Annotated in this window: 5 protein-coding genes; 1 reads left to right on the top strand and 4 read right to left on the bottom strand. The window is 39.5% G+C overall.

Annotated features, from left to right (window positions below; all coding sequences use genetic code 11):
* Nucleotides 1–29: 29 nt before the first annotated feature.
* From IPM34_12670 to IPM34_12655, 4 genes are all read right to left on the bottom strand, one after another.
* A complete protein-coding gene (locus IPM34_12670) occupies nt 30–1,331 on the bottom strand; it encodes a T9SS type A sorting domain-containing protein (protein ID MBK8956388.1) in 1,302 nt (433 codons plus the stop codon).
* Complete coding sequence (locus IPM34_12665) at nt 1,292–1,909, bottom strand: hypothetical protein (GenBank protein MBK8956387.1); 618 nt, start codon at nt 1,907–1,909, stop codon at nt 1,292–1,294. Before IPM34_12665 ends, IPM34_12670 begins: the two co-directional genes overlap by 40 nt.
* Before the next feature lie 198 nt (nt 1,910–2,107).
* Nucleotides 2,108–3,886 carry a right-handed parallel beta-helix repeat-containing protein gene (locus IPM34_12660; GenBank protein ID MBK8956386.1) on the bottom strand — a complete coding sequence of 593 codons (1,779 nt, stop codon included), beginning with the start codon at nt 3,884–3,886 and terminating at the stop codon, nt 2,108–2,110.
* Between the two features lie 531 nt (nt 3,887–4,417).
* Nucleotides 4,418–8,221: a T9SS type A sorting domain-containing protein gene (locus IPM34_12655; GenBank protein ID MBK8956385.1), complete on the bottom strand. Its 3,804-nt coding sequence runs from the start codon at nt 8,219–8,221 to the stop codon at nt 4,418–4,420.
* Nucleotides 8,222–9,056: 835 nt separating this feature from the next.
* Here IPM34_12655 and IPM34_12650 point away from each other — a divergent pair.
* Nucleotides 9,057–13,535 carry a T9SS type A sorting domain-containing protein gene (locus IPM34_12650; GenBank protein MBK8956384.1) on the top strand — a complete coding sequence of 1,493 codons (4,479 nt, stop codon included), beginning with the start codon at nt 9,057–9,059 and terminating at the stop codon, nt 13,533–13,535.
* Nucleotides 13,536–13,579: the final 44 nt, after the last annotated feature.

Here is a 13,579-nt window from a genome sequence, read left to right as displayed (position 1 = left end):
CAGTGCACTGAAACATTAATAATATGCTGCTAACGATATATAGAAATTTGAATGGATTTCTTTTGTTCATGTTGGTTCGATTCGATGATTAAAAAATAAACCCCATTGTTTAATTGTGATGTGCTGAACGAAAATTTGTTTTCTCCCGGAATCAGCAAGCCTTCATAAAGTTCGGCGATCAATTTTCCACGGATGTCGTGTAATTTAAATTTTACGAATTCTTTGATATCGGAATTTAAGATTACGGAATACCGGTCTGAAGTTGGATTTGGAAATACCTCTAATTTGTAATTCTTTTCGCTCTCGTTTGTTTGCGTAGTTACCGAAAAAATTTCTGCTATGTAGGTCCGCCACTTTCCATTGATATCGTTTCCAACACTTCCAGCTACCCACACCGTTGGGTTGGTTTTTCCGTAGTGCCTGGCAATTCCATTGTAATCGCCCCATCTGGCAGAATTCTTACTCGAACTATAACAGGAGTATTGAGATCCGGTTCCGACTTTTATTCGTCTGGAAGGATCTGAAGTGAAATCATTAAAATAAAGCTTAGCGCGCATATCCGGGTAGTGATTTTCTCCGGAAGAGCTGAAGTGAACGATCGATGTTTGGTCATTTACTTTTCCGAAGGGGGAGATGGCAGGATATACATAATCTCTCAAGTCAGAAGAGGAAACCAGATCGTAATTGTTTCCATTGAGTTTGGTTGGATCAAGGCGATGATATCTGATTCCACTATATCCCTGATCGTCGGCAGCAAAAACAAAATGGATCATCCCGTTTTGATAGTACCCATCCTGAAATCTGCAATCTCCGATATCTAACCTTACCGTTGTGCCAAGCTGGTATGCATTTCCGGAAGGTTCGTAAGGATCCGTTGTAACTTTAGTGGTAAGCAAACGACTGTTCGGATCGTTTAATGCACCCGTAATATCGTAGAAATAAAAGTGATCTGTGCCACCAGCCCTGCCTTGGACGGCATATATTCCTGGTCCATAAAGTCCGTTGGCTCCGGATCTTATGGGTAAAATGGTACCTGGTTGAAATCCAGTCCAGATTTTGTAATTCATGGTCTGACCGGAATAACCCTGGGTTTTATTCAACTGGTACATGACAGACTGTTTGTAAGTACCGGAAGCACCTCTGCCAAATAAATTGACTGAAACATAGACTTCTGATTCATTGATTGCAACTTTGGGGTAGTCGGTCCAGGAACCATCACCCAGAGCATCAGAATCAAATACATAGATATGCCAATTGCCATTGGGATTGTTGGTTTGGCTAAATCCAAAGGCTATGTACTGAGGGTCACTGTTGCATTCCTGTATATACATAAAAAACCTGTCGGCTTCCGATCGTATTCTACTTTTGGATCACACAGAGAATTGTCGAGTAATCCTTTGAAAAAAGTGCCCAGAGTATAAGTATTGATTTTACTGCCCTGTGAGGAATATATGCCGACATAATCATTCATCATGCTGATGACCCTTCCGGCTTTGGAAATGGCAATGGTATTATCATTTGGACAAGAACCATCAATATCTCCGTAAAATTCATAGCCGACTTGAAAATCATCATTGTCGACAGGCATTTCAGCATATTTTGAATTTCTTAAAGATTTATAGGGTTCTTGCTTAAGATAATCTTTTGATGCTTTTAATGTGCCGATTTCTGAATAATGCTCGGCCCGGTTTTCACTGACCGGATGTCGTAAAAAGGGATCAAATTTCATATCGGCCTGAGCCGGAGTGATTGTTTTTGTGAGAGCTTTTATCCGCAATTCAGGGGAAGGTAAAGATGAGAATTGACTCAGGATGTACTCCGGATATGATTTTTTACTGTCTTTTTCCTGAGCACACAGGGTAACAGAGGAAAGCCATAGAAAACCGACAAAAAACCTGATTTTATACATGGTGTAGAACGCTTTACAATTTTAATTTTCAATAAAAATATCGATTCACCGGTAACCAGACATTTATTTGGTAAAACTATCCAATTTTTGTTGAAAAGAAAAAAAATATTAATCCTTAATGTGGTTTCTGAAAAGATTTACGACCGAGCCTAAACGAGATTTATGACATTCAGTTTTGGGATGAAGGCTTCGATTTATTTAAATTTTCATAAAAACAGTTGAACCGGTTGAATTGTCTTCCATGGAGAAATTTATCATGTAAATTCCTTTGGAAAAGTTTGATATATCAATTGTGGTATGATAGAAATCGCTGAAGGAATCGAACAAAATATTTCCATAAATATCGATTATACGGATCTTGTAAAGCTTAAATATGTTTGATCTTATGGATAAAACATCCGATGCAGGATTAGGAAAGATATCGATTTCAAATGCAGCGGATGATGCGTTTTTATTTTGGACGAGGCAGCAATACTCATAGGGTCCGATATCCCATTTTGAAATACCATCTGAGTCGCCGTCGACTGGCCTGGGCATGCCCTCAAGGTCCTGGTCAACTAATCCGGGGAGTTGAACTCCTTTATCAATAGACAGTAAACTTGATGAACTTAGTCGAAAATCAGATGGTGCGTTTACAAAATTCGGGTTGCCTTGCTGTCCATTGCGTTCCTGATTGGGGTAACTTGTGTTGAAAGCACTGATATTACTAAATGGTGTATTTGCTACCGTTATGATGTTTTGACTACCAACCGGATAGTAGTAGAGATTGTGGTCCAATGAGATTCCGGAAAGTCCTGTTGCTGAGACAAATTGCACGAGGGAATGACTGGTGGATGCAGATGTTTTGTAAAAAATATTGTTCTTTATGTTCAGGTTAACAGGGTCTGGAGCCTGGCTGATTAGTAATGCATTTTGATTCGTGGAGGAATAAAATAAATTGTTGTAGATGTAGACATCTCTCAATGGTCCATTATTCGATAGATGAACCATTGCAGGAAAGATATTATTCCTAACAATAATATTTTCGCTGAAGGAAGTTTGTGTTCCGGATTCAGAACTGATCCGTAATCCGTTGGGTACATTTTGAAGAATATTACCCTCAATAATTACATTTTGGGTTCCTCGGCCTTCATCTCCTCCTGCATGTATAGAATGAATATAAGTATCGTGTATATAATTGTTGCGAATCACGAGGTTGTTGGAAGCTCTTAATTTGAGTCCATCATCTGCATTCCGGATTTCATTACCTTCCAATACGATATTTTCACACTGACTGATGTAAAAACTATGGACGAAAACACTTCCACAGCCATTGCTGTCCAATACATTGTTTTTGAATACAACATCATTGGCAGAAGAAAAAATGCCCTGTCCCTGGGCTTGATTTCCATTTTTTTCGAGAATGCAGTTTTGTACAACGATGTGGTGCTGATACAGAATCATTCCGTTTTGACAACCGGATATATATAAACTATCAAACAGAATATGGTGAGGTTTCAAACTGTAAAATCCTTCATTAACATAAACCCCAACAGGACGGCTTCCTACGGGTGAATTACTGATGAGTCGTAGGTTTTGAAAATGAAGATAGGAAGCTGCAGCCGAATTCGAGCCTCTGCATAATAATATTTCCCCTGTTCCGGATTTTTGGATTACGGGAGCAATCCCAGAGCCATATGCTCCAATAAAAATGTTTTCTTGTTCTGTTCCCTGAGCTGTGTTCACAACAATACCTGCTGTTCCTGCCCAGTTGTCCCCCCGTTTGAAGAATAAACTATCACCTGGTTGAGCAACTGAATTGACCAGTGAATTAAAGGCATTTAGAGTCCTTTTAGGTCCGTCTGTCTGATTGGCATTGGGCTGAGCGAGCCGGCCACTCCAGGAGTCATTACCTGTGGAATTCGAGAAATAAAAGGAAGTGGCTAAAGTTTCAGAAGTTGCCAATATAGAAGATAAAAGAAGCAGATAAAATTTCATAAAAAAGTAATTATTCAAAGGTAGATGAATGCAAACCAAAAACTCATTTTGAATTAAATTAAATTTCTTGTAGTTAGTGATTTTTTAAGAATTGCCCATACAAATTTAGATACCATTGAAGACTTATCGATGTCCGGATAATTATGATCCCAAACATAATCATGTGAAAAAAGATTGCTTTTCATTTTCTTCTTCTTCTTCAAAGAAAGTGCATTAAAATGCAATGAAATCGGAATAAGTTCAAAAATTGGTGCTTGGCTCCAATTCAAAGAGGAAAGCATCCTGGCTTTTTTGAACATCGGCTTGAAAGATTACCGACCTGACAACCCAAGGACTTAAAGACAGATAATTTAAGCCAGGATTAAAAAATTGGAACGCAGAATCATCTTGTTTTTAAAGGGACTTCTAAAAAACCTCTCAGATGAGGCGTGTGAATTTTTTAAGCTCAGAGTTTACTGCTCTCTCCCGCTTCGCGGGAGAGGAGTTTAAAAAATTTGCACAACGAAGTATCAGGGATTTTTAGAAGTGCCCTTAATTTAAAATGACAAATCTTTTGGATGCTACAGGTCTCCCTTTGTGATAAGCCTGAAGATGGTAAACGCCGGAAGGAAGTGATTCTAAATCCAAAGTTTGGTTTTCTGAAAACAGTAAAGTCAGATTATCTTTTCCATTTACAGAAATAATTTTAATGAGATCAAAACGACCCTTTGTTAGTATTCTGAATTTTCCGAAGTTGGGGTTGGGTAAAATCTCAAAATCAATAGGTTCACTTAATGAAGTATGAGTACCAACAATATTTTTGATTTCAAAGAGTTGAACAATAGAATCTCTGTTTCCACAAACATCTTCAGCAATCCATTTTATTTTATGAACACCCATAGGATAGTGGCCACTTGCAATCGTTGTATTCGTTGAGTCAGGCACTCTTGGATTGTCATTTATAGCTGGTAAATTTCCTTTCGTATGATCCCGCAGGCTTTGGAAACTTTTCGCATAGTCATATCCTCCCGGATATTTACCGTTTCCATCATTGAACTCATCGATGCAATAGCTTACTTTAATATCTTCTGTAGGAAGGCAGTTGTCTTTAAGTTCAACGTACAATGGGATAAAAGCGAAACCACTCGAATCGGATGCGGATTGATTTCCTTTAACAATTCTGATTTCTGGTTTTAAAGTATCTGTAGTTGAAATTGTTTGAACAAATTCCCACCTTCCATTGTCCGGATCAAAACCCGGAGCATACTGGCATTCATCAAGAACGACCCATTTTCGTAGAATTTTTAAGCAGGCACCCGTATCTGAAGAAATATATTCGTCAAAATATTCAATTCTTAACTGGGTGCAATGGTCATTTCTTCCCTGAACAATTGTTGGTTTGCCCAATTCGGGATTGTCCGGATCCAGTAAAGGGCCGCACTCAACAACACTGCGGGTTGATAAACTACAGTGTGGCCAGATGATGTCATCCAATGTGTCGCAAGGGTTGTTGCGATTGATGTAAAATGGATCGCAATCAACCACCCAGATGGTCTGAGTGGTACTTACTTTAATTCCATTAGCCGTCTCAATATAAAATTTACGTTCGATTTTACCCTGACTGTTGCAGGTTCTGAGATCGTTCACTTCCACAACGAGAATGTCTAAGCAAGCAGATAATACATAACCATCAAATCCCCATGCCATTTCGTAGATTTGGTTGGGTTTGGACGGATCAAATAAGTTTTCGGAATAATCGCAAGCTTTATTTGGAGCTGTTGGTGCTGATGGTACATTGGGCGTTTTTCCGGGATAACCCGTTTTGTCATTTTTTAAGCAATATTGTGGACAAACGACATCCCATGTACATACTTTCTTGCGCATTGCCAGTTCCTGAACGACTCTCCCAAATGTTGAATCATCGGGATTGTTTAAGGCGTTCATGTGAATGGGAAAAGAACAGCTGACAACCATGTTGGGTGGCCCGACTAAAGTTGGAACAGACTTATCCTGAACTTCCACTTCGACAAGGCAATCTCTGAAACGATTGTGCAATCTCGCTCCCTGAATCATTTCATCTGGAGAAATGGGTCCGCTGCCCGGATCCACATCATAAACTCTAAGCACCACATTTATGGTTTTGTATAAATCGGCGCAGCAAAAATTTACGAAATCATCGAAGTAAATTTGATTTCCGCTTAGTGCGCTATTGTCATCCCCGTTGAATTGGCTGCAATACATACTTGAATCGTCCTGGTGCGTATGGCTTCCATTCATGCTGCCCCGGAGATGATCTATTCGCAATGCTTTAAAAAATACGTGTGATGCACAATTATCAAAACTACCGTCATCAAAGGCAGTGGCCAGAACTTTGGCCACATTCAATCCGGGAAGTTGATTGCCGGAAATGGTTGTTACGATCTTCCTTTTACAAACAGCTATTGGAAGAACATGGTCTTCAATGAGCAACACAACTCTTTTCCGTGTACTGTTTCCACAACAATCTGTTGCAACGACATAGACTTCATGTGTGCCAAGAGGAATGTCTGTCACTGTATATCCTGTAATTTGATTGCCTGTTATTTTTCCTGCAGCGGAAACAATGTAATATCGAATTTCATTGGAACAATTATCAAGCATCCAGGGTATCTGAACTTCCCATCTGCCCAGGCAATTAAAATCTAGTGTTGACAGCTGTATTGTATCGGGGTACAAAACTGTGGGTGCCTGTTTGTCTGCTATGTTTATGAGTTGATCGTGTTTTACAATTTCACCCGTACACCAATCTATGACGGTCCAGCTTCTGGTAATTCTTGAACAGGGTGTAGCTCCGGAGTCACAACTATCTAAGGCAGTTATAAATTTTTCATCTTTGAAAGACATAGAAATGTTGGTGCAAGCGAATCCATTGGGTCGGCCGGTACCTTTCCACAAGATGTGTTGATTGGATTCCCAGCACCATGGATTCTGAGAAGACCATTGCATGTGTTGTGGATAATATACAGGATCGGGATTGGGGTGACCGTTTTTATCTCCACCCGGGTCATTTATACAATTCCATCCCAATATTCTAAGCTGCCTCCTGTTTGGATAAATATCCGGCTCATTGGGATGTGCGAGCCAAAATGCAGAATCCAAAAGAAAGCCGTCAACACATTCCGGGTGATTTGAAAAGTAAGGCGTCACATCAAAAGCGTTTATTTTTTCATGACATAACAGGGAAGCCTCGTGGATATCATTATAATCCGGCGGAAATTTTATATCACTTATGCCGATATAATTAACGGTAATAAAATGAATGCACTGGGCATTATTGTTAGATTCATCCTCAGCATGCCATGAGCGCGTGATGATGCGATCAAAGGACAAAGCGCAATCACCTCGTTGGATTTGATCTTTATAGCTTAAGTTATATTCACCACAATTTTCAAAGACTCCTGCCTGGCCAGTGAATCGAGGTGTAATAGGCTGATCGCAAGATATTGTAATATTGGGGGGACAGATAATTTTGGGAGCTGTTGAATCTTCAACCCTAATGCGTCCCCAGCAACTGTTTCCATTGATGTCGTTCGTAATGGTTGCTTTTAGGATCCTACCGATATCCATTTTGCCTAATTGTATTCCATTTTGCAGGCTATCTCTGTCGATGACCCGATCGGTGATCCAGTCCCGTACATCCACTGAATAATAGGTATTGCATAAATTGTAAGCTTGAGTATTTACAAGTGATTCAGGGAGTACCGTATAATAGCAATCATCATTTAGAAAAGTTTGGATTTCATTTTTACAGGTGATGGTTGGAAAATATTTACAATCGCAATCGACGATCCAAATATATTGGGTATCCTTCAACACAATCTGGTTTACATCCTCTGCGCTAAATATGCGCAGAATGCTTCCTTCATTTCCTGCCCGTAAATCCAGAACTTCAATTTGTATGGAATTGGAATCTGTAAGGATGGTATATCCATCTTTTCCCCAAAACAATGGAAATATTTTGGCAGGCGAACTGGTATCAAACAGCTGACTGTAATAATTGCAGGCGAGGGTGGAGGCCAATTCTGGATTGTTGTTGGGATTTGTATATCCGGGATATCCTGTTCGTTTATTTTCGATGCAAAAGTTTTCGCAAACAATGTCATAAGTAATGATTTCAGAGCTGTCGAGTGGATCCGTTAACATTTTTCCGAAAGTGGGATCATGGCGGTTTGTAAGGGCTGTTATGTCAAATGAATAGGCACTGGAAATGACCACATCTGCCGGTGCAACGATTTGCGGAGATTGGCTAAAGCAGTTTGTAATGAACGATAACTTCAGCAGCGTAAGCAGAAATAGGTGAGCGTAGGTGTATTTCATAAATATCTGTTTTAAAATAAAATCAATTTAATCGGATATCAACATACAGAGATTATTTTCTTACTGGATACCTTGATATATATAAAAAATCTTGTATATATAAGTGTGCCGAAAATTGTGACAAAATGAATGGGTTCCCGGGCCTCTTCCTAACCGTTTTAGCAGCCGGAGGTAAGCCAATCAACACAGTATCTGACGAGGTGCGTAAACAAATGTAAGAAGAAATTTTGCGAAATGTTGAAATAATATAAATATTTTAATACCGGTAGTAGGTGATTGTGGGTATTGAACCCAATTTAGATATGTTTAAAAGGATGTTATATTTAAGGAATTACCCTTACAATTATAAATCCCATCAAAGACATACCAATGTCCGGATTTTTATGATCGAGTACAGGATCAGGTGTAAAATGATTGATTTTATCACTTTAATACTTCTGTTTTTGAAATTTCAATAAAAATTATGTGTGCTGATTTCCTGGAAATTAAAATCCTATTGCAAAATGACCTGAACTATCTATTGAATAATTCTTTAAAGGTGGACAAATGCCTTCTCTTTTGAGATCATGGGGATTATTTTAATCCTGATTTCATCTATCTTTATAAAATAAAATTTTGCTAGAGGTTATGAAGTTTACTTTCCGGATATTCTAACATTCAGTATAATTTGTTACCCTCTGTCGTAACATTTTTAATTCTTTTAAAAAATACCTGAAAATTCAGGTCTGTCCGGAACTCCAATTTGACATTTATCAAGACGGCCACTGATCGGAGTCATTTCATTATTGCTGAACCCGGTATACCTTTAACCAAAGCAATAATTTAAAACATGAGAATGAAACATTTGAACCTTATTTTACTTGTATGGATATTCCAGAGTTCAGTATTATTTGCTCAAAATAATAGCAAATGGATATTTAATATTTCCGAAGGACAAGGGGCTCCGGTCATTAATGAGGAGGATTTCAGTCCGGAAGTTGCTGTGTCGGGCAACACAATTCACACATTTTGGCTGACGCATAAAAGTCAGACAAAACAATTAAATTACCGGAATTCTAAAGACGGTGGAATTACCTGGAGCGATAAGATCATTTTGGCAGATTCGGATTTTGATGTGGATCGCCGGTATGTTCGCATGGCGGTGTCTGGAAAATATGTCCATATTGTTGCAAACCGGGGGCAGGAGCTTTGGTATTTCAGATCTGTCGATGGGGGAACTACCTTTGAAAGTACAAAGCAAATATTTACTACACAGTATGGTTACTTGTATAATTTGAACATTCAGGTCGTTGCATCGAATGTTTATATTATGCTTTCTAATGACTGCCATTATTGTGCTGAGAAGAAGTGGCTGTACTTGTTGAGATCAACAGATAACGGTGGAATTTTTAGTGACAAGTTGGTGCTTGCTGATACTTTCAATACTTTTCAAAATTTTACTTCCTTGCATACCAACGGCAATAACATATATTTCCTTTACGAAGAAACAATCGGGAATTGGTGGAATTACGATTGGGCTTTGCATTTTGTATGTTCAAACGATGGGGGTTCAACTTTTAAAGATCAGATTATTTCAATGCCTGCGAAAAGCGGACAACACCATGCTTTTCAAATTCAGGATGGCAACAATGGATACCACTCAAAAATAGCTTCCGATGGACCTAATGTTTGGGTAGTTTGGTCCGGATGGGATGATGAAGATAAAGGCAGCGTTTTTGTTCGAAATTCTAGTGACGGAGGACAACAATTTGGACCTGTGGTGAAAATCTCTGATGAGATAAACAACATTCATGCCGGGCTTGAGACTATCGCTGCGAAAGGCAATCATGTGTATGTAGCATTCAATAGCACGGAGGATAGGATTTTTACAAATTATTCATCCGATGGTGGATTTACATTTAATAAATTGAAGGAGTTGACTGATGCAATGGTCAGATTTGTTGAAGGTGGAATAGAATTGCAATTACTGATGGATCCTAAAGATGATGGTGCTTTTCTGATATCCACCGGTGTGAAACTCGCGAAAATGTTGCCGGGTGATTCAGTCATCAGACCAAAGTTGATTGGAACCATGAGTTCCGGAACACGACGTCCAAAAATGGCACTTAGTGAAACCGGAATGTTGCATGTAGTAAGCGAAGCCGGACAGGAATGGTTGCAAACCGGATCTTTTTCTGATATGGATGTTTGGTATCGCAGACTTGACCCGAATTATCGAGAAAAAGGCAATACCAATCATGCTTTGAAGCTTCAGGTTTTTGGAAATGCGGGGGACGGGAGTGGTTATCACCGGTTCGATCAGATGATCCTGGGTCCGCAATTGAATTCAGGGATTGAGAAGTCTTTTACCATTGAACTTTGGTTGCGTTTGGATTCGGTGCAGGATACAAAACGAATACTAACTCAACTGCATCGCAATGTTTGGAGTTTATGGGATCCTATGTCATTTCAATTAGGTGCTACCGATAAAGATCAACCGGTTTGCGGAATTCTTACCCAAACCGGATCATACACTGTTGCAGGAAATAAGAATTTAATCCCAGGTTATTGGAACCATCTGGCCATCGTCTATGATGACAACGGACAAGCAAATAATTTTAAAATGTTGCTGAATGGTCAGCTGATTGGTGCAGTCACTGCAAAAGGCGAACTGGTAAAATCCAATGCGATGTGGATGTTAGGTGGTATTGCCTCAACCTATGTTGCGGATGCTATGAATGGCGAAGTGGACGAGTTGAGGATCTGGAATGAGGCTAGAACACCCATGGAAATTGAAAATAACCGTTTCTTACCATTGAATGGTTCTGAAGAGGGCTTGCTTGCATATTATAATTTTGATGCAATTTCAACTTTCGGAGAAGTTGCTGATCTCACTGCCCATGGAAATAATGGTCACCTGACTTATCAGGAAGAAATGATTGCTCCAGGCATTAAGGATCTCCAGGTTCGATTTGATTACTTTCAAACGGTCTCACATTTTGCATTTCAGCCAAGCAGCATTGGGGGAGAAAAATATTTTTGGGATTTTGGCGACGGAAGAAAATCAACACAAGTTCGTCCTCAAATCAATTACGATAAACCTGGAGTATATAAGGTTTGCCTGGATGTTTTTGGTAGTGGAATGTACGATAGCTATTGTGAGGAAGTTGAGGTGGAAGGAATAGACCGGGTATATCCGCGGGAAGGTGGCAATACAGCTTGGGTGACCCTTTATATCTATGGTGGTGGTTTCAATGCAAATCAACAAGTCATTTTGAGAAAGCAAGGAAGTCCGGACATTGTAGCGTTGAAAACGATTTACGATGCTAAAAAAACACTGACTGCAATGATCGATTTGACCGGTCAACCATTGGGTTTGTGGGATGTGGTGGTTGTAGAAGGAGCGAATGAAATCATTGCTCCGGCAGCATTCAGTGTTGTTCAGGGTCAGAAAGCAGATCCATTTGTGAGTTATAGCGGTGGCGGAAATGTCTTAATCAATCGATGGACACCCCAGACCATTACCATTGGCAATCGAGCGAATGTAGATGCCAATGGTGTATTGCTGTGGGTTGCAATACCGGAAGAACATGGCAATGATATTGAATTTATTAATTTAAACATACTTCCACCCCAGTTAGCAATTGATAAAGGCTGGGTGGATCAGGTAAAAAGTCTTGGAGAATATGCACTTGTTGATGAGCTATTCAACCAAGGATTGAAATCGAGAGTCTACGTTTTCTACTTTCCCGTATTGCCTTCAAAATCAAGCATGGACATTGCAGTAAGGGTGAAATTGGGAGAATCCCCCTCCACAGTACCTTTAAATGTTTGGCTAAGTCCACCATTTTATAGTTCACCTTTGTCAAAAGAAGTGCAGGGTTGTGTTGCACTTTCCATTGCTAAAGCCATGTTGAAAGGAGGAGCAGGATTTATTCCCGGTTTGCCATGTTTGACAGGAGCATTTTCAGTCATTTCAGATATTAGCAATGATCAGACACCTACGCCATCTTCATTTGAAAATCTGGATACCAGAAACTGGGGTTGGGTTTTAGGTACCAATATATTGGAATGTGCAGGATCGTTAGCGGGTTTTAATGTGTTTACCGGAATTTTGAATATTATCACTTCAGCTGTAGAAGCAAAGCAGGAAAGTGACGACTGTTTTAGTGGATTTAAGCAAATCGGATTATTGGATATTTTGTATAATCCTTTATGGTCTTTGGACCCCAATGAAAAAAATGGAAATCCGGGAGTTGGAGAAGAGGGTTTTATCAGTAGACAATCCAGTTTGAGTTATCAAATCAGATTTGAAAACAAGAGCAATGCCACAGCACCGGCCAGCGAAGTGAATATCATAGATACTTTAAGTTCGGTTCATTTTGATTTAGATCACTTTTCGTTCGGTCCATTTGGTTGGGGAAACCTTATTTTTTATCCATTGCCTAACAGTCGTGAGTTTAGCAAAGATGTTGATCTAAGGCCGGAGAAGAATATTTTGGTTAGAGTATCTGCCAAATTAGATGAAGCTTCCGGAATCGTAAGCTGGAATTTAGTGACATTGGATCCTCTGACTCTTGACACCGTGTTCGACCCTTTAGCTGGTTTCTTGCCGCCAAATATGACTTCACCCGAAGGGGAAGGATTTGTCAATTTTAGTGTGGGTGTTTCTAATCAAATTAAAAATGAAGATTTCATTACGAATAAAGCGAGTATATTATTTGATGTAAATACACCCATCGTTACCAATGAACATATGAATACTTTTGATTTAAAAGCACCGGTTAGTTTTATGCGCAGCACGGTCGCCACCACGACGGATACCATCATTCCGTTCGAGCTTCAATATTACGACGACGAAAGTGGAGTGCGCTATGTTGAAATCTGGTACTCCCAAAATGACAGTTCCTTCGCATTCTCACACAAAACCTATTCTGATACCACCTCATTTATTGGACAAGCCGGTTCTGATTACAAATTTTATGCAATCGCAGTGGATAGAGTTGGCAACCGGGAGGCTATACCCTTTGTTCCGGATGCTGAAGTCAGGATTCTGACCCATACCGAATCATTTGGAAACGAAAATCGACTTTCCATTTTTCCAAATCCGGCCAACAAACTACTCAAAGTAATATTTGAGTTACAAAGCAGTTCAAAAACGCGAATCGATCTGGAGAACCTGACCGGAATTTGCGTAAAGAATATAATTGAAGAGGATTTACCTGCTGGGATTTACAATTATGAATTTCCACTGGAGCTCGAAGCCGGAGTATATTTATTGCGATTTACATATAATCAGCGGAACTATGTCACCAAATTTATTGTAGTAAAATGATTGTGGAAATATTATTGAATACCAAAAGGTGTGGCATTGATTGA

The organism is Saprospiraceae bacterium (genome assembly GCA_016716185.1).
In the GTDB taxonomy this organism is placed as follows: domain Bacteria; phylum Bacteroidota; class Bacteroidia; order Chitinophagales; family Saprospiraceae; genus Vicinibacter.
This window is presented reverse-complemented; position numbering and strand designations above follow the sequence as displayed.

What these genes read in the sequence shown, in the direction of transcription:
- IPM34_12670 (MBK8956388.1), bottom strand. Translation starts at nt 1,331, where the DNA reads ATGTATATACAGGAATGCAACAGTGACCCTCAGTACATAGCCTTTGGA.
- IPM34_12665 (MBK8956387.1), bottom strand. Translation starts at nt 1,909, where the DNA reads ATGTATAAAATCAGGTTTTTTGTCGGTTTTCTATGGCTTTCCTCTGTT.
- IPM34_12660 (MBK8956386.1), bottom strand. Translation starts at nt 3,886, where the DNA reads ATGAAATTTTATCTGCTTCTTTTATCTTCTATATTGGCAACTTCTGAA.
- IPM34_12655 (MBK8956385.1), bottom strand. Translation starts at nt 8,221, where the DNA reads ATGAAATACACCTACGCTCACCTATTTCTGCTTACGCTGCTGAAGTTA.
- IPM34_12650 (MBK8956384.1), top strand. Translation starts at nt 9,057, where the DNA reads ATGAAACATTTGAACCTTATTTTACTTGTATGGATATTCCAGAGTTCA.